At 62.2% G+C, this 15,948-nt stretch carries 21 protein-coding genes; 12 read left to right on the forward strand and 9 right to left on the reverse strand.

The features are described from left to right. Positions 1–49: 49 nt before the first annotated feature. Positions 50–655 (reverse strand): cysteine hydrolase family protein, encoded by a 606-nt coding sequence (locus tag E8E75_RS17765; RefSeq protein ID WP_120650841.1) that lies wholly within the window; start codon positions 653–655, stop codon positions 50–52. A 152-nt stretch (positions 656–807) separates the two neighbouring features. Here E8E75_RS17765 and E8E75_RS17770 point away from each other — a divergent pair, with 152 nt between their 5' ends. From E8E75_RS17770 to E8E75_RS17780, 3 genes are all read left to right on the forward strand, one after another. Next, positions 808–1,764: a helix-turn-helix domain-containing protein gene (locus tag E8E75_RS17770; RefSeq protein WP_218569236.1), complete on the forward strand. Its 957-nt coding sequence runs from the start codon at positions 808–810 to the stop codon at positions 1,762–1,764. A gap of 245 nt (positions 1,765–2,009) precedes the next feature. After that, on the forward strand, positions 2,010–2,396 hold the full coding sequence (locus E8E75_RS17775) for a VOC family protein (protein WP_153921831.1): 387 nt from the start codon (positions 2,010–2,012) through the stop codon (positions 2,394–2,396). A 150-nt stretch (positions 2,397–2,546) separates the two neighbouring features. Further along, positions 2,547–2,882, forward strand: a complete 336-nt coding sequence (locus E8E75_RS17780; RefSeq protein WP_153921828.1) for a DUF3703 domain-containing protein — start codon at positions 2,547–2,549, stop codon at positions 2,880–2,882. Positions 2,883–2,886: 4 nt separating this feature from the next. Here E8E75_RS17780 and E8E75_RS17785 read toward each other — a convergent pair whose 3' ends face one another. Continuing rightward, the gene (locus E8E75_RS17785) at positions 2,887–4,344 is read right to left on the reverse strand and encodes a HAMP domain-containing sensor histidine kinase (protein WP_280359495.1); all 1,458 of its coding nucleotides are present in this window, start codon (positions 4,342–4,344) and stop codon (positions 2,887–2,889) included. A gap of 124 nt (positions 4,345–4,468) precedes the next feature. Between E8E75_RS17785 and E8E75_RS17790 the strand changes: the two genes are divergently transcribed. Next, positions 4,469–5,254, forward strand: a complete 786-nt coding sequence (locus E8E75_RS17790; protein WP_153921822.1) for a hypothetical protein — start codon at positions 4,469–4,471, stop codon at positions 5,252–5,254. Between the two features lie 332 nt (positions 5,255–5,586). On the opposite strand, the gene E8E75_RS17795 is transcribed toward E8E75_RS17790, so the two are convergent. Then, on the reverse strand, positions 5,587–6,411 hold the full coding sequence (locus tag E8E75_RS17795; RefSeq protein ID WP_280359496.1) for a class I SAM-dependent methyltransferase: 825 nt from the start codon (positions 6,409–6,411) through the stop codon (positions 5,587–5,589). 61 nt (positions 6,412–6,472) lie between these two features. Beyond that, complete coding sequence (locus tag E8E75_RS17800) at positions 6,473–7,213, reverse strand: sulfite exporter TauE/SafE family protein (protein ID WP_120650834.1); 741 nt, start codon at positions 7,211–7,213, stop codon at positions 6,473–6,475. Positions 7,214–7,537: 324 nt separating this feature from the next. On the opposite strand from E8E75_RS17800, the gene E8E75_RS17805 reads away from it, so the two are divergent. After that, positions 7,538–7,996, forward strand: a complete 459-nt coding sequence (locus tag E8E75_RS17805) for an Ohr family peroxiredoxin (protein ID WP_280359497.1) — start codon at positions 7,538–7,540, stop codon at positions 7,994–7,996. Between the two features lie 91 nt (positions 7,997–8,087). On the opposite strand, the gene E8E75_RS17810 is transcribed toward E8E75_RS17805, so the two are convergent. The 3 genes from E8E75_RS17810 to E8E75_RS17820 form a co-directional block, all read right to left on the reverse strand. Beyond that, positions 8,088–8,606 carry a thioredoxin family protein gene (locus E8E75_RS17810; protein WP_153921813.1) on the reverse strand — a complete coding sequence of 173 codons (519 nt, stop codon included), beginning with the start codon at positions 8,604–8,606 and terminating at the stop codon, positions 8,088–8,090. Positions 8,607–8,662: 56 nt separating this feature from the next. Next, positions 8,663–8,887, reverse strand: a complete 225-nt coding sequence (locus E8E75_RS17815) for a VF530 family protein (protein WP_120650831.1) — start codon at positions 8,885–8,887, stop codon at positions 8,663–8,665. 71 nt (positions 8,888–8,958) lie between these two features. Next, on the reverse strand, positions 8,959–9,345 hold the full coding sequence (locus E8E75_RS17820; RefSeq protein ID WP_280359498.1) for a GNAT family N-acetyltransferase: 387 nt from the start codon (positions 9,343–9,345) through the stop codon (positions 8,959–8,961). 507 nt (positions 9,346–9,852) lie between these two features. Here E8E75_RS17820 and E8E75_RS17825 point away from each other — a divergent pair. The 5 genes from E8E75_RS17825 (at position 9,853) to E8E75_RS17845 (ending at position 13,716) form a co-directional block, all read left to right on the forward strand. Continuing rightward, a complete protein-coding gene (locus E8E75_RS17825; protein WP_256660945.1) occupies positions 9,853–10,674 on the forward strand; it encodes a PAAR domain-containing protein in 822 nt (273 codons plus the stop codon). Further along, positions 10,656–11,702 carry a DUF2235 domain-containing protein gene (locus tag E8E75_RS17830; protein WP_280359500.1) on the forward strand — a complete coding sequence of 349 codons (1,047 nt, stop codon included), beginning with the start codon at positions 10,656–10,658 and terminating at the stop codon, positions 11,700–11,702. The genes E8E75_RS17825 and E8E75_RS17830 overlap by 19 nt, the downstream gene beginning before the upstream one ends. Continuing rightward, positions 11,695–12,348: a DUF2931 family protein gene (locus E8E75_RS17835; RefSeq protein WP_280359501.1), complete on the forward strand. Its 654-nt coding sequence runs from the start codon at positions 11,695–11,697 to the stop codon at positions 12,346–12,348. Before E8E75_RS17830 ends, E8E75_RS17835 begins: the two co-directional genes overlap by 8 nt. Positions 12,349–12,654: 306 nt before the next feature. Then, complete coding sequence (locus tag E8E75_RS17840) at positions 12,655–13,110, forward strand: hypothetical protein (RefSeq protein ID WP_280359502.1); 456 nt, start codon at positions 12,655–12,657, stop codon at positions 13,108–13,110. Between the two features lie 42 nt (positions 13,111–13,152). After that, a complete protein-coding gene (locus E8E75_RS17845; protein WP_153921804.1) occupies positions 13,153–13,716 on the forward strand; it encodes a DUF4256 domain-containing protein in 564 nt (187 codons plus the stop codon). 92 nt (positions 13,717–13,808) lie between these two features. Here E8E75_RS17845 and E8E75_RS17850 read toward each other — a convergent pair whose 3' ends face one another. Then, positions 13,809–14,312: an anthrone oxygenase family protein gene (locus tag E8E75_RS17850; RefSeq protein ID WP_153921801.1), complete on the reverse strand. Its 504-nt coding sequence runs from the start codon at positions 14,310–14,312 to the stop codon at positions 13,809–13,811. Positions 14,313–14,601: 289 nt separating this feature from the next. On the opposite strand from E8E75_RS17850, the gene E8E75_RS17855 reads away from it, so the two are divergent. Together E8E75_RS17855 and E8E75_RS17860 are read left to right on the forward strand one after the other, a co-directional pair. Next, complete coding sequence (locus E8E75_RS17855) at positions 14,602–14,880, forward strand: hypothetical protein (RefSeq protein WP_280359503.1); 279 nt, start codon at positions 14,602–14,604, stop codon at positions 14,878–14,880. A gap of 75 nt (positions 14,881–14,955) precedes the next feature. After that, positions 14,956–15,267, forward strand: a complete 312-nt coding sequence (locus E8E75_RS17860) for a DUF2892 domain-containing protein (protein ID WP_120650824.1) — start codon at positions 14,956–14,958, stop codon at positions 15,265–15,267. Between the two features lie 13 nt (positions 15,268–15,280). Here E8E75_RS17860 and E8E75_RS17865 read toward each other — a convergent pair whose 3' ends face one another. Next, positions 15,281–15,862: an MliC family protein gene (locus tag E8E75_RS17865; protein WP_120650823.1), complete on the reverse strand. Its 582-nt coding sequence runs from the start codon at positions 15,860–15,862 to the stop codon at positions 15,281–15,283. Between the last annotated feature and the right edge of the window lie 86 nt (positions 15,863–15,948).

Genomic DNA, 15,948 nt, shown 5'->3' on the forward strand with positions numbered 1-15,948 from the left:
TGGCGAGCAGTGAAGGCCGTGCCCGGCCCTCACTGTGCGGCGCGAGAGACTAGCGCAGCTGTAGCGCCAGGATCTGTTCGGTGCTGAGGATGTCGCCGAAGGTGTCGTCGATGCTCGCCAGCGCAGCGCGGTGCAGGGCGGCGTGATCGACGCCATCGCCGCTGTCCAGGTCGCGGGTGGCGCAGGCGTCGCCAGCCACCAGCACCGAGTACCCCAGGGGCACCGCATCGCGTGCTGCGCCCGCCACGCAGGCATGGGTCATCAAGCCGGCGATGATCAGCGTATCGACGCCCGCATCACGCAACTGTTGATCGAGATCGGTGGTCGGGAACACGCTGACCGAAGTCTTGCGCACCACCCGGTGCTGCGCTGCGGGCTGCAGATCACGATGGAAGGCGCCACTGGCACTGTCTTCGGCAAAGATCGGGCTGCCCGCCGGGGTCACATGCTGGACGTGGAATACCGGAATGCCCGACTGGTCGGCGTGCTCAGCGAGGCGCCGGGCATTGCGCAGGGCGCGCTCGCCGTCCGGCAGCGGCATGCGGCCGGTGAAGTACTCGTTCTGGAAGTCGATCAGCAGCAACGCGCTGCGCGTCGGGTCGATGGACTCGGGCGCGGCGGCGCCGGTCAGGTTGCGAATGGTTGGGTGACTCATGGTTTTGCCTCACTCGTCTGTATGCTTCAACGCTCTTTCCCGGCCATTGCCGGAAAGTGGTGAAAGCTTCCGGCAGCAACGCATTGGCCGAAAGCACGCCGGAAGCCAACAAGTGATCGTTTTGGGCCAAATCAATGACTGCCGGGAACTCAATGGAAGAGCACACCATCGCGGTGATCGCGTTCGACGGGATCAGTTCGTTTCATCTCTCGGTGCCCTGCATCGTCTTCGGCGACAACCTCGCCCGACTGGGCGTGGCCCGCTATCGCCTGCTGATCTGCGGTGAGCGAACCGGCCTTGTGCCGACTCTGTCCGGGTTCGATGTGGCCGTGCAACACGACCTGTCGGCGCTGGCTCAAGCCGATACCGTGATCATTCCTGCCTGGCGCGACCCCGATGAGCGGCCGCCGGAAGCCCTCCTCGAGGCCCTGCGCATGGCGCACCAGCGCGGCGCGCGCATCGTGGGCCTGTGCCTGGGCGCCTTCGTGCTGGCCGAGGCAGGCTTGCTCGATGGACGCACGGCTTCCACCCACTGGGTATGGGGCAGCGACTTCGCCCGCAAGTACCCCAATGTGCAACTGGACCAGAAGGCGCTGTTCCACAACGACGGCGACATCCTCACCTCGGCAGGAACCGCTGCGGCCATTGACTGTTGCCTGCACCTGCTGCGCCAGGACCACGGCGCCGAAGTGGCCAACAACGTGGCACGACGCCTGGTGGTCGCCCCCTGCCGCAACGGCGACCAGGCGCAGTACATCGAGCAGCCGCTGCCCAAGCCCACTGGCAACGACCTGCTGAGCAAGGCCCTGGACTGGGCGATCGAACACCTCGATCAGCCCCTGGGACTGGACCAACTGGCCAGTCGCGCAGGATTGAGCCGACGCAACTTTACCCGGCGCTTCAAGGCCAGGACCGGCGCCACGCTGACCCAATGGCTCCTCGGCCATCGCCTGTCCGCGGCGCAGCGCCTGCTGGAAACCAGTGACAAGCCGATGGAGCACATCGCCGATATCGTTGGTTTCGGCTCTACCGTGTCGCTGCGTCGGCATTTCACAGCAGCCTTCTCGATCTCCCCGTCTGCCTACCGCAAGCAGTTCCGCCGGGCATGAGCCTGGGAGAGTTACGTTGCCCCAGGCGAATGTGCCGCCTATGCCTGCGTTAGCTGGTTCCGCGATGAAGGGAACCCTCTGACACAGGCCGTACAGGCTGTCGCACTAACCTGCTCCCCTCACCCCGGCCCCTGCCCTGCGCGCCAGCGAGCAGCACTGCCCCCTCGTCAGACGGATTGGCGGAGGTAGCGCTTCTGCGCTGCAGTTAGATCGGGAGGAAGGCGCAAACCTGCACGGAGATTGTCATGGCCATCCAACTCGACCACCTGATGGTGCCGGCGCGCGACAAACTGCGCTCAGCAAGACTCCTTGCTGAACTGCTCGATGTGCCCTGGTCGGAAACCGGCATCGGTCCGTTCGTGCCGGTCTATGTCAACGACGGGCTGACGCTGGACTTCGATGAATGGGGTGAGCCGTTTCCGCTGATCCACTTCTGCTTCCGAGTGAGCCCGAAAGAATTCGAGGCGATCCTGGGGCGTATCAAGGCGGCGGGCATCGCCTATCGCAGCGCTGTTCACGGACCGATCGACCACAGGGTGGACGAGGAACATGGCGGCTCCATCGTCTACTGGAACGAGCCGGACGGGCATCAGTGGGAAATGCTGACAGAGAGTTATGCGCGGCAGCCTTGAGGCGTTTGTTGCAGGGGCGAATTCATTCGCCAAGCAGACTGCAGGTCTGCCCCTCAATTCATGGATGCGTCGCTGCAAAAGAGCCGCTTGACCTTGAAGTAACTACAGGGTGTTCACTGCGTCCACTATCCCTCCGCAGGAACGCCCACCATGAAAACCGAGCTACGCATCGCCATCGACCAGGCCTTCCAGCTAGCCAGTCAGGCCCTCGATGCCGGCGATCCTCAGCGCGCCTGGCCCTGGCTCGAACGCGCGCACATCCTCACGCAGCGCCTGCCACTGGCACACACTCGCAGTCATTGGTGGATGCTGCGTGCCGGCTGGCAACAACGGGATTACCGGGAAGTGCTCGGCCAGGCCCTGCGCATGCCGGCCGCCCTGCTCTTCTCGCGAATCTGGGTGCCGCTGGGGAACACCGGCAGGGCCAGGGTCAGTGCGTTCAAGCCAATGTCCATGGCCGAGGAGCTTCGCCAACTCCTCGGCTGAAGCTTTAGGCGGCGTGCTCCGCCACCTTGAAGCTCAGGCACACGCTGGTGCCTTCGTTCTCGCGACTGGTCAGGCTGGCCTTGCCGCCAAAGCGCTCCATGATCTGCTTGACCATGATCAGGCCGATGCCCAGGCCGCCCTGCTTGGTGGTGTAGAAGGACTTGAAGGCCATCATTTCCTGCTGCCGCGACATGCCCTTGCCGGTGTCCTTGATCGTCAGATGCAGCCACTCCCCGCTGGTGTCAGGTGTCGCGGTGACGCTGAGGCGGCCGCCATTGGGCATTGCCTCGATGGCGTTGGCGACCACGCTGTTGAGCACCTGGGCGAGCAGCAGCTGATGACTGACCACCCGAGGGGTGGCGATATCGCTGAATTCGACTTCGATGGCCGACTTCGACAGCTGGTGGTCGAAGTTACCGAGTGTCGTGTGCACAACTTCCATCGGATCCACCTGCTCCGAATCGCCCTGCAGCGGGCGCAGGCAAAGCAGCAGGTCGCGCACCCAGGCAGACATGCGGTCGACCTGGGTGATGATGTCGTCGACGCATTTGCGCGCCTGTGGCCCTTCCATCTCCTGGGCCAGCTCGGCACTTGAGCGAATGGACGCCAACGGATTGCGTAGGCTGTGCGCGACAGCCGATGACATCTCCCCCAGCCCCACGTAGGTACTATTGGCCACCAGTTGCGCCTGTTGCGCCGCGAGAAGCAGCGAGGCACGCCGCACGATCCAGTACAGCCCGAAATACATCAGCAGGCCGCCGATGGCGGTGGCCAGCCAGATCATCCGGTAACCACGATTGACGCGGTCGATCAGGTCCACCGGCTCCTTGTAGATTTCCACCATGGCCTTTACCTCGCCATCGGCGTCGGTGAGCGGGATGTAGTTCTCAATGAAGAACATCTTCGGCGGGCGCAGGAACTTCTGCTCCACCCTGCCTTCTTCCACATCCTGGTACTCGGCGGAAATGCGGCCGCCAGACTGGAATGCCTCGTCGAGCGCATCGTCATCCTCGATGCGCTGCCCCACCAGGTCAGGATTGGTGGACCAGATCACCGTACGATCGGGGGAGAAGATGGTGGCCAGCAGAGAATCCGGCACATGGGACAGGTGATCGAGGAATTCAGAACGGGCGCGTTCGCGGCTCTGCGCAGTGCTGTGGGTGAGCATGCCGTAGTGATGGGGCACCAGCACATCGCCCATTTCCATGCCTTCCAAACCGTGGTGGCGCATCTCCCCGAGTGCCAGGGTCTGGATGAATTGCGCCGAGAGCATGGCGTCGCGCTCCAGACTCTCGCTCACCAGGAACCGCGTTGAAACGGTGCCGATACCGATGGCCACCGTGCCGATGATCACCAGGCTGACCAGCGAGAACCAGCGCAGGAGATTGAACTGTCCGTCTGGTGCAACCGCCCCGCTCCCGGCTCCCCAAATCCGCCTTCCCAGCATTGCCGCCACGTCCATCTGGAGTCCCCCAACTCGAACATTCCAGACTTATAGCAGCCCCGAGCATTGCCGTTGAGTCCAGGCGCTACTAGTTTCAATCGCTGCACAGCCAAAGCCAGGGAGGGAAAAGACGATGCCGACCATGGACTACTCATCCAGAAAGCAGAGCCTGCAGGATGTCCAGCGCGCACTGATCAAGCGAATGCTCTGGTCCCAGGAAATCCACAACAACATCACCGACGAAGTAAACAAGCTGACAGGCGTCTGTGACGACCTCGAGCGCTGGTACACCAACGGCAACTCGAACGCGACCATCGCTGTCGGCTATCTGCCCGGGCACCTCATGATCGCCACCCAGGGCTTCACCTTCACCCGGCACCTGGCGGATATTCAGGACGAAGTCATGCAGTACTACGACTTCGATCCGTCCAGGGATGTGGTGCATTTCATCACCAATACCTCACTCGGGCTGGGCAACCTCACCGGTCTGCATGCCGAAATGATGATCGTCCGCTTCCTGGTGGTGGAGCAGCACATTTCCAAGCACGCCCTGAGCGACCGGAACCTGACCATCGCCACGTCGACGTCCAAGGGCTGCTGCCCCAACTGCGCCGGCTGGTTGAACATGTACCGCATTCCCCACACCGTGCGGCGCGACAATCTCTCCGGGTTGTGGCGCAATCCAGTGACCCTGAACCAGTACATGCACAGTACCGTCGATCCGTTCACCCACGATCCGCAGGTCAGGTACGCCGGTCACGCCAATCAAGCGGCGGAGATCAACAGGTACGGGCAGGTGCTGCGAGCCCCGACCGGTCCGTTCAATCAGAAGACCTACAACGTCCCCGTCACGGTTCCGCAGTCGAATGCGGAGCTGAACATGATCCTGAATGTGGGCGGCCTGCTGAATCCCGACGACTACGACTGACTGTTCCCATGGCTGAGTGCGACAGTCCTGGCGCGCCGCCCCGACTGATCCGACCAAGGGTCGGAATTCGAGAACCAGGTGCAGAACTGACTGATTCACAGCTACCGCGATCCGCGGACGCCAGGCATCCCGGACAAATGGCGTTACATCTAGCCCATTTCCCCGACGGAAAGCCGACGCACTTTTTCTGGCATGAACTAACGTGAAACTGTCCCCTTGCAGAGGACAACTGGAGTCGCCACGGTCGCCACCTCCCCCCGTAAGTTGACCGCACCGTGGCGGCCTTTTTTTGTTCAGGAGAAGGCGACTCCAGTCGCGATCACGGGCGTGCCCTACCCTCGTTTCAGTGCCTGCAAGGTGTAGCTAAGTGGCAAGCGCCAGCGATCCTTATCCAACCGCCACTCGCCTGCCTCGTCCACCCGCATCCGTCCCGGTAGCGCCTCCCAGGGCACGCTGTCATGTTCTTCAAGGGCGGTGATCTGCAGGCCATGCCTGAGCAGGGCGGAAATGATCTCGCCCAGCCCGTGGTTCCACTCATGGGTGCGGGTGGCGGTCAGCGCCGCATCGATTTCCACGTAAGTGCTGTCGTCGTCCCAGACCATCGGCTCAAGACGTTCGAAGTAGGGATACTCGATCACCAGGCCATCCTCGCGCGCCTCATTGACCGCCCAGAGCACCGGATGCCCTTCGCGGATGAACAGACGTCCGCCCGGTTTCAACAGGGCGGCCACGACGCGGGCCCAATCGTCGATGCGCGGCAACCAGCACAGCGCGCCGATGCCGGTGTAGACGAAGTCGAATGCACCGACCGGCAGCACCTGATCGGCGGCATAAACATCCGATTCGACGAAGCCGATCTCCGCGCCGCAGCGCCCGGCCAACAAGCGGCCCTGTTCCAGGGACGCGGGCGAGAAATCGAGGCCGGTCATCCGTGCGCCAAGCCGCGCAAGGGAAAGCGTGTCTGTGCCGATATGGCATTGCAGATGCACGCCACGCAGCCCGGCGATATCGCCCAGGCGCGGCAGGTCGAAACGCACCACATCCGAGAGGTGCGCGGGATCGTTGACGAACGACTCGGTACCGTAGCCACTGGAGGCTGCGTGCAAGGGCGCGCGCTGGTCCCAGTTGGCCTTGTTCAGACGGAGGTAATCGGCCATGGGGCAGAACTCCTTTCTTCCCGGTAAAGGTCGAAACGCTAACCCTGTGCCAAAACGCCGTCTACCAGTTCTGCACGAGCAATTGGATGCCCGTCACCAATAGTCCGGCCCAGGCGATGCGGTAGAACCAGGTGTGGTTGACGCGGCCCTGCAGCCAAATGCCCAGCCACACGCCAGCCACCACGATTGGCGCCAGGGCCAGGCTGGCAGTCAGGCTGGTGGTGGTGAACTGCCCGAGCAACGCATAGGGCACCAGCTTGATGGCGTTGGTCAGCAGGAAGAAGCAGTTCACCGTGGCGACGTAGCGCACTTTGTCCATCTGCTGCGGCAGCAGGTACATCATGATCGGCGGGCCACCGGCGTGGGCAACGAAGCTGGTGAAGCCAGCAATCCCCGACAGCAAGGTGCCCTTGACCACCTTCGGCGTGCTGGGCGACTGGGTCGCGGCTGCGTTCAATACGTTGAGCAGGAAGAAGACGATGGCAATGCCGCCGATCATCAGGCCGAGCAGCCGCTCGCTGAGCAGGCCGAAGCTCAGGGTGCCGGCCAGCACGCCCAGCAGCGCACCAGGCAGCATGATCTTCAGGTTGTGCAGGTCCCACTTTCCGTAGAAACGGCGCAGGCCAGTGATATCCGCCATGCAGAGGATCGGCAACATGATCGCCGCCGCTTGGGTCGGCGGCATCATCAGCGCCAGCAACGGCACCGCGATACCACCCAGTGCGCCGCCGAAGCCGCCTTTCGAGATGCCCGTCAGCAGGACAGCGGGAATACCCAGGAGAAACAGCTCGGCGAATGACATCGGGGACGGCCTGCATGAATGAGAAACATGAAGCGCAGCATTATGGCGGGCAATTCAGCCGACGCCGACGCCGACTTGTGTGAAGCGGGCGATGAACGAACGCCCTCACTTTTCGCGAGCAACGCTCGCTCCTGCCAGAACCTCAGCGCGTCCTGCGCCCCTTGATTCAATCGCACGCGACCGTTCATCCAGAAACACACCTCACTCCTATTGACGTCATCCGGTTAGTGCGTGAGTATTCATACATCGCATCCGATTTGATCTTATGCGAGCAACAAGTTTGCACCCTGGCTTCAAGCACACCAGACACTGAGGAACTCCCCCATGAGCAAGATCGAAAAAGTACTGTTCACCGGCAAGACCCACACCACCGTAGCCCACCGTGAAGGCGCTCCGCGCAATGACCACGGTCGCCTGGATATCAAGCTCTCGGCCCCCCGTGGTGGCAGCGCGGATTCGGCAATTCAGTTCGATGCCACCCAGCCTCATCCCACCGCGGAACAACTGTTTGCCGGTGCCTGGTCGGCCTGTTACATCGCCGCCATCGGCCTCGTGGCCCAGCAGCGGAAAGTGGAGCTGCCAAAAGACCTGGCAGTGGAGATCGAAGTGGATCTGGGCATGACCGGCAACGCCTATTTCATCCAGGCGCGCTTCAACGTCACCGCTCCGGGCTTGCCGTACGAAGTCGCCGAGGCCATCGCCAAGGAAGCACACGAGATCTGCCCGTACTCCAAGGCTACCCACGGCAACATCGACGTTGCACTGAATGTGGTCGTGGATTGACGCCCCAGCCGCCGGGCTTGTAGCCCGCGCAAAAAAGAACGCCCCGGTCGAAATCCGGGGCGTTTTCATTTGCCAATCATTGCTCCGTGGCTCAACCAGCCTTGCGACCCTCCGCTGCCTCGAAGATAGAGAGAAGATCCCGCAGCGTACTTTCCAGGTACTGCCCCGCCCGATAGTCCGGCTTCATCGCCTCACCACCAGCGATTACCTCCTGCGGCCGTTCGACGAATCGGCCGACCAGCTGGAAATCCGCATCCAGCACCGCCACCAGAGGAATCGGGACTCGATCCAGTTCCAGGCGCTCGAGCAGATCGTCTTCGGCACGCCCCTTGGTGATGATCGCCAGGTCGATACTCGACTGGGCGCGCTGCAGGTAATCCATGACCGTGACGTTGATCTGGCAGTCCGGGCACCACATTTCTCCGGCCACCAGCAGGTGATAGCGGCCCTGGACGGCTTGCAGGCGTTGCCGGGTGGCTACGCCAATGGCGTCTGGCTCAGCCAGCTTGTCTTGCACGGTCTGCACCGCAGCGACTTCCGCCGGCAGTCCGTGGCCGACGAAGGCCTCGAAGCGTTCACCGATGGAGAAGAGTTCTTCGTAGGAGGCCATGGGGGTTCCTCGATGAAGGGAATGGACGCGACCGGAACCGGCGATGACAGGCCGGCTCAGCCCTGGCTCTGGCGCAACTGAGTAAAAAGGGCCTCGACCTTTTCACGAGCCCAGGGCGTCTTGCGCAGGAAGGCAAGGCTGGACTTGATGCTGGGATCGTTCTTGAAACAACGGATATCGACCCGGCTGGCCAGGCCATCCCAGCCATAATGGGCCACCAGTTCGTTGAGGAGCTTTTCCAGCGTGATGCCATGTAGCGGGTCGTTCGAAGTCTTGGTCATGGCCTGCCCTGGGCGGTGATCGTGAAGAAAGCCGGCAGCTTAGAGCAGCTGCCGGAACAAGGCCACAGCGCTTAGCTGGCGTCGAGCCGGAGCTCCAGGATTTCATCCCCGAGGTCATCCAGCTCCCCCGTAGGAACCCAGCCCAGATAACGATAGAAACCATGAGACCGAACGCCCGGATCGGCTGAGCAGCCAAGGAACAGTCGGTTGAAGCCCACGGCCTTGAAATCCTCGACCACCCGTTGCAAGAGCGCCTTCCCTATTCCCTCCCCTTCGTACTCGGGCAAGAGCGCCAGCACGATGATTTCGCCACTGTCCCGATCACCAAAGCAGTAGCCGACCACGGCACCGTTTTCGCAACAGACATGGCCCGGAGAGCTGCCGACCTCGATGCCCGCGCTCCCGGTCTCGACAGTAATTCCAAGTGCCCGCAATTCTCGCTCGGAAAAAGCGTTCACGCGTGTGCGCCCGCGAATGTCGATGCACGCCGGCGCATCGCCGGGAACTACCTTGCGGTAGGTTCTGCCGCCTGTTCATTCGTTGAATTGGCAATCGAGCCGCGCCCGCCGCGATTGCTTCCCAAGCCTTTGAACTGATGGAGGGCTGCGTCAACTCTCCGCAACGGGGCCGTGTGGTCGTTCCCCGACTCACGCGCGAACGCGTGTATCCGGGCAATTGCCTTCGGGCTCGGCTGCCGTGACCCAAGCCGGTGCCAATCACTCACTCCTTTCAGTATTCCGTCCCCTCGCCTTTTCGCCTACGGCGCTGCGCGGCCACCTCTGAGTGGTCGCGCCGTCCTTCACTCCAGCGGCTTCTGACATTTCCTATTTACCCGATTCAGCCCCGCCTTCGAACCTATGACCGGGCGCTTTTCTAGAACCGGTCTACCGGCAAGCCGGCGCCATCCACCATCAACGTAGATGTGCGCCCCGCTTGCGTTGGGCGCCTCGTAGAGAGGGAACTCAGTGGCTATCGGATTTTTCATTCGTCGTGGCGACAAGACCACCTGTGGCGGAGTGGTGCTGGAAGGACACCCGAGCTTCTGCCTGCATGGCGTCCCACTCGCGCGCGAGGGGGACCAAGTGACCTGCGGCAAGGACGGCAAGCCATACGTGATCGCCGGCGGCATCCATCACTTCATGACGGGCGCCCGTGCGGCTGGCACCCTGGACAGTTTCAGCACCTGCCCATGCCGGGCCCAGCTGATCCACTCGTTGCCAAGCGCTACCTACCGCTCCGATGGTGCCCCCTCCGGACCAGCGGATATCCCCTCGCCTGCTGTAGCGGCCATGCCGCTCTCCTCTGTCCAGCCAGAGGCCACCCCCAAGCCGGTCACGAACAGCCTGCTGGAAGAGGAGGAGGAAGAAGAGGAACTGGAGGACACCGGCATTGTGCTGCGTCTCGGGCTGTTCTTCGACGGCACCGGCAACAACCAGGCCAACAGCGCAGCGACGGCTGGCTGCCATGCAGTCAACCTGGGCATGTCGGCGGAAGTGGGCGAAGACATCCGCCAGTACTGCGCCAACTACGGCTATGACGGCCAGGGCAACACGCCGGACAACAGCTACGGCAATGAAGTCAGCAATGTGGCGCGGCTCTATGGCCTCTATTATCCGGACCAAACCGAGGAACAGCTGCCGCGAGGAGCCGAAGAGGTCTATCTCAAGGTTTACCTCGAAGGCATCGGCACCCGCAGCGGCCTGGGCGACTCTGTTTACAGTCAGGGGAGCGGCAAGGGGGAACCGGTGTGGTGGCGAGGGTCGAACAGATGCCTGCACTGGCTCTGAAGCAGTTGCGGTTGCTACAAGATGCTAATCCTGGCCTCAAGGTTCGTCGGATCGAGGTCGACCTGTTCGGCTTCAACCGGGGGGCGGCAGCGGCAAGACACTGTGCCAATGACTTGCTCATGGGGCCAAACAGCCTACTGGCCCGCTCATTACCCGTCGGCTCGCCCTTACTGGCGACCGGGTTCGCCTGGCGCCATCGGAGTGACTTTGTCCTCAACTTCATCGGGCTGTTCGACACCGTGGCTGGCATCGTCTCGCTGCGTGACGGCGACTTCAGTCCACACAATGCCGACAACCCTGGGCTCCGCCTGCGGCTTGCACCGGGCATGGCCCGCAAGGTGGTTCACCTGGTGGCCCGCGATGAGTACCGCCACAACTTCTCCCTGACCCAGGCCGAGCAGGACATCGAACTCCCCGGCAGCCATTCGGATATCGGCGGCGGTTATCTGCCCCTGGCGAGGGAGAAGCTGCTGCTGAGCAAGCCTGACAGCAGTTTCGAAATCGATCGACTGGCCAACGAACGCAGTGCCGCGTACACGCGCACCAAACTGCACTTCAGCCATGAATCACGCCACTGGCGCGCCTATGTACCGCCCGAAGGACTCGACATCGTCACCTGGTCGGTACAGACCAAGCGCCGGGCGCGGGACACCCAGGCCGAAAAACGGGTGTACGCCGCAATCTCCAGCGAGCGCCATGTACGCGGCGAGCTATCGCTGGTGTACCTGCGCATCATGCGTGACTTGGCGGTACGCGCCGGGGTGGCATTCGACCCGATTGACCCGAACGACAGGCGCACGGCATTGCCCACCGAGCTGCAACCTATCGCCGCCAAGCTACAGGCCTTTGCCTTGCGGGAAGCGTACACGCCGCTGACCGCTGAGGAAGACGCCCTGCTGCACCGCCGCTACATCCACCTCTCGGCCCACTGGAATGCCGCCAAGGGCTGGAACAACAGCGCCCTGGATGTCGTATTCATCAACCGCCCCGCCGAGGGCATGCAGCGCAGGGAGCACCCCAATGAATAAGCTCAGGACCCTTGTGTCGCTGGGATTGTTGCTCTGGCTGGTCGGCTGCGCCAATGGCACCCACCGGCTACCCTACGATTCCTGGAGGCTGGGCTTCGGCACCCCAAATTACATGGAGGTCTGGATCGAGACCGCCGATGCGGTGGACGTGCGTGATCGTGTCTTTCGCAGCGCCATGAGTGGTATTGCCTCGACCCAGAGTCCGAAAAACCTCAGAAGCGATCCACGAGGTTGGCCAGAGCAGCCGGGGGCCGGCGCGGGCAAACAGGTACTGGGCGCCGACCTTCCACGCCTGCTCTATGTGCGCTGGCAGTCGCTGGCCGAGCCGCAGACCTATGAGGCCTATATAGTCATTCCCGAAGCCACCCGGGAAGCAATGGTGAAGTCGGAGTTGGGCTATTGCGCGGCTAGGGGCCAGTGGCGCGAGGACTATCGCAAGATGCTGACTGTCGGCCTCGCCCCCGGCGGAATTGCCAAGGTCTGGCTCTTGGGGCCCTGTCTCTCCGCTATCGATGTGACACGAGTGCAGGGCACTGTCGTGAAAGTGGGCCCCTATGATGGTACGTCAGGGGGACAACATAGGCCTTTGTCTGACACATCCAAATCCTATATCGAGAAGCACGGGATTCCCTATGGTTCCTGGTAAGCCCGAGCGGAAAGTATCAACCGCTCCCTGCACAAGGCTACAGCGCGTCTCGTGGGAAAGATTCTCCCCTGGGGGGGGGCGGGCTTAACGATTTCATCGCCACGGTCATCCAGCGCCCTCTTGGGAGCCCAGCCAAGATCGCGATAGAAGCCCAAGGATCGAGCGACTGGATTTGCGGAGCAGCCTGAAAATAGCAGACTGAGGCCATCCGCCCTGAGATCCTCGAACATCCCCTGCACTCGCCGAGCTGTCGGTAGCGTCTATGCTTGCTCTCCCGTACAACCTGAGGACGAGAGGGCTCCACGGATGGCGACGTTCAATTTTCGAGCGCACGACGGGCTCACCAGCGGCCATGCGGCAGGCGTGATTCGCGACGTAGCTAACCTGGTGGCGCAGGCTGCAGTGGGGGTTGGCTGGAATCAGTTGGGGGCAGCTCCCCAAGGATTCACGATGACCAACGTCAACGGCCGGATGCTGCCAATCCACACCCGTACCGGCATTCGCTTCAAGGCCGGATTCTGCATGTATCAGACGGCGGGCTCGCAGAAATGGGAGGGACATGCCACCACCGCCGATTACCGTCTCGATCTGCAGAGTATCGACAATGGCTGGGCAAACTGGGCGATACAAACCAACGGGGCGAACAGCAAGACCGTTGCAACCTGCCTGATGGAGGTGGACAAGGCGTTCTCCCAAGGTCAGCTGATGCACGGACTCAAGCAGAGTGCCATCCACAACCGGTTATACGAGCTGACCCAGTAGCCACGACCACGGAAAAGTCACGAATCACAGGGAGGAAACGTCATGGACATCGGGCAACGCGAAGCTTTACTCGGAACCTTGCAAGCGCGCTTCGAAGCGAACATGGGGCGACACCAGGAAATCAATTGGCCCGCGGTGCGGGCCAGATTGGAATGCCAGCCGGAAAAACTGCACGCCTTGGCCGAGATGGAACGAACGGGTGGCGAGCCGGATGTGGTGTTTCACCTTCGGGAAAGCGATGCCTACGTCTTCGTCGACTGCTCCGCGGAAAGCCCTATCGGACGCAGAAGCCTGTGTTATGACCGGGAGAGTCTGGATTCCAGAAAGGAGAACAAGCCTACCGGCTGCGCCATGGACATGGCCGCCGCCATGGGCATCGAGATCCTGACGGAGCAACAGTATCGGGCTTTGCAGGAGCTGGGATGTTTCGATAGCAAGACCTCCAGCTGGATACAGACACCTGCCGCCATCCGCAAGCTCGGCGGCGCCCTCTTCTGCGACCGTCGCTACGACTGCGTGTTTGTCTATCACAACGGTGCGCAGTCCTATTACGCGGCCAGGGGGTTCCGTGGTGCGTTAAGTATTCCGCGTTCGGCCTCGCGCTGATCGGAAGCGCCCGACTCAAGGGGGAACAGGGTCGCCACGCGAACTGCTCGCATTGCTCCGCAAGGTGCACGCACAGGCCCGAGCCAGTCTGGTCAATCCATCGCCAGCATCAGGAACAGCCCGATCATCAGCAGCATCGAGGCGCTCAACGCGGTGCCGGTGCGCACATGGTTCCAGTGCGTCCATTGCACGACGAAGGTACGCCAAGGCGCGACCGATTCCGGGTTTTCCGCATCCAGCTTCGCCAAGGCGTTGTTGCGCGGCACATTGCAGAACAGCGTCACACCGAAGTTGCCCAGCAGATACAGCAGGCTACCGGTGAGCAGGAAGAAGGTGCCAGACACCTCCCAATGCACGAAGGCGTAGAGCACAAGCAGCGCACAGGCCGCCGTGGTGCCCAGGAAGGCGCCGAGGAAGATGCGGTTCATCACCGTGATATTGATGGCCTGCATGGCGGCAATGCCGGCTTCCGGCGCTATGCGCTCCAGCGCCCGCATGACGAAGTTTGAGAAGGCGAAGAACAACCCGCCCATGAGGCCGCAGGCGATGCTGGTGAAGAACGCGAGCAAGAAGGCCAGGTCATCGATGAAGGGCATGGTCTGTCTCTCCGGACTCCTTTCATTCACGGCGGTTTCCCGGAGCCCTTCCCGGGCGTCATCGGGCCTTGAAGCTTCGACCCGACTCGGGTGCCTTGGGCGGCATGACGCCCTGCAGGCCACTTCCAGATGTATCTGGAATCGATAAAGGCATAGTCCAGCAACGACGGGATGACCAGTTTCCGCCCACTCGTCGCCCATCTGGCTGAACCGCTCCACCCCATGCATGCTGATGAATGCCGGGAACCGCCGCCGTCCGGTCGCAACTGCAACCTACGAGGACACGAGTATGGTTGAAGAGAACGAATCGAACCGGCATTTGCGCGAAGTTCGCCAGTCGCCGATCTTCCGCTGGGCCCAGGGGCTGCAATGGTTCGGGGTCGTGATGTTCCTGCTGGCCGTTGGCCTGGCGATGTTCACCGAGGTCACATCCACCCCGGGTGGCGTCATCCTGGTTGCGGTGTTTGGCATGCTCGGCCTGCTGTCTCTGGTACCCGCGCGCTTCATCCTCACCGTGTACTTGATGAGCCCGGCGAAGAAGGCCGAAAAGAACCAGGCGCGCAGCTGACCGCTCGTCCCGGCACCTGAACGCGACGAGCCACTGACCGGTCAAGGTTCAAACCAACACGGGAGGATTCGCACCATGGATAACCAATGGCAGATCAACGGCCCGGCGTACGAACAGAACGTGCATGGACTGGAGCGGGCCGGGTCCATAGTCGGTGGCCTGTTGATGGCCAGGCACGGTTTTCACCGCGGTGGCGTGCTGGGCGTCTGGGATATCGGGGTCGGCGCCGCACTTTTGCTGCGCGGGCTGACCGGCCACTGCTATGTCAAGGAAGTGCTGCACGACCGTCGTGAGGCACTGCACCAACTCCGCATCGACCTGCAGCGTTTACAGAGAGCGGCCGACAAATTGACGAAGGAAGGTCCCGGCAAGGCGCCCCAGGCCTGAGCAGTGGCTGGGCTCAGCGCATGGCCTTGCAGGTCAGTTGGGTGCCGTACCAGTCCACCCTGGCTTCACCCTGGTGTTCCCAGAAGTCCACGCCGTCATTGCCGTAGCGGGCGCCGCTGGCAGTTCGTTGACTGATGGCGATGACCTGGTCGCCGCCGTAGGTGAGGACAGCGGCGTTGGGCTCGACGTTGTTGTAGAAGCTCGCGGCAAAGGGCTTGCTGTTGTCACCGCAGGCGAACTCCACCGCCTTCGGCGCCGTCACCGCGCCGGACTGGATCTGCAGTTCCACCAGACGGGTCTGGTAGCTGAGGGCCAGGCACTGGTTCTGGTCGCTGGCCTTCCAGCAATCATCACGCCCCTTCAGCCAACCGCGCTGTTCGGCGCGAAGGCGTTTCTGGGTGGCCGCATCCGTGGCAGCCAGTGTTTTCTTGTACGCGTCGGCCATCTGCCGATCGAGTGCGCTCAACTCGGCACTCGTGCAGACCTGTTGCTCGATGCCCTGGGCCTTTGCACAGTCGAACGATGGACCGGCGTCGGCCATGGCGAGCGGGCTGGTGGCGCTGAGCGCCAGGATCAGTCCTTTTGCAGGGATCATGTCGGTCTCCAGTCCTTCCGTGGGAGTCTGGAGACAAAGTTAAGACCAAAGCGTCGGAAATGTCGCAAGTCATCAAGCCAGGGGCT

Source organism: Pseudomonas sp. BN606, assembly GCF_029873115.1.
Taxonomy (GTDB): domain Bacteria; phylum Pseudomonadota; class Gammaproteobacteria; order Pseudomonadales; family Pseudomonadaceae; genus Metapseudomonas.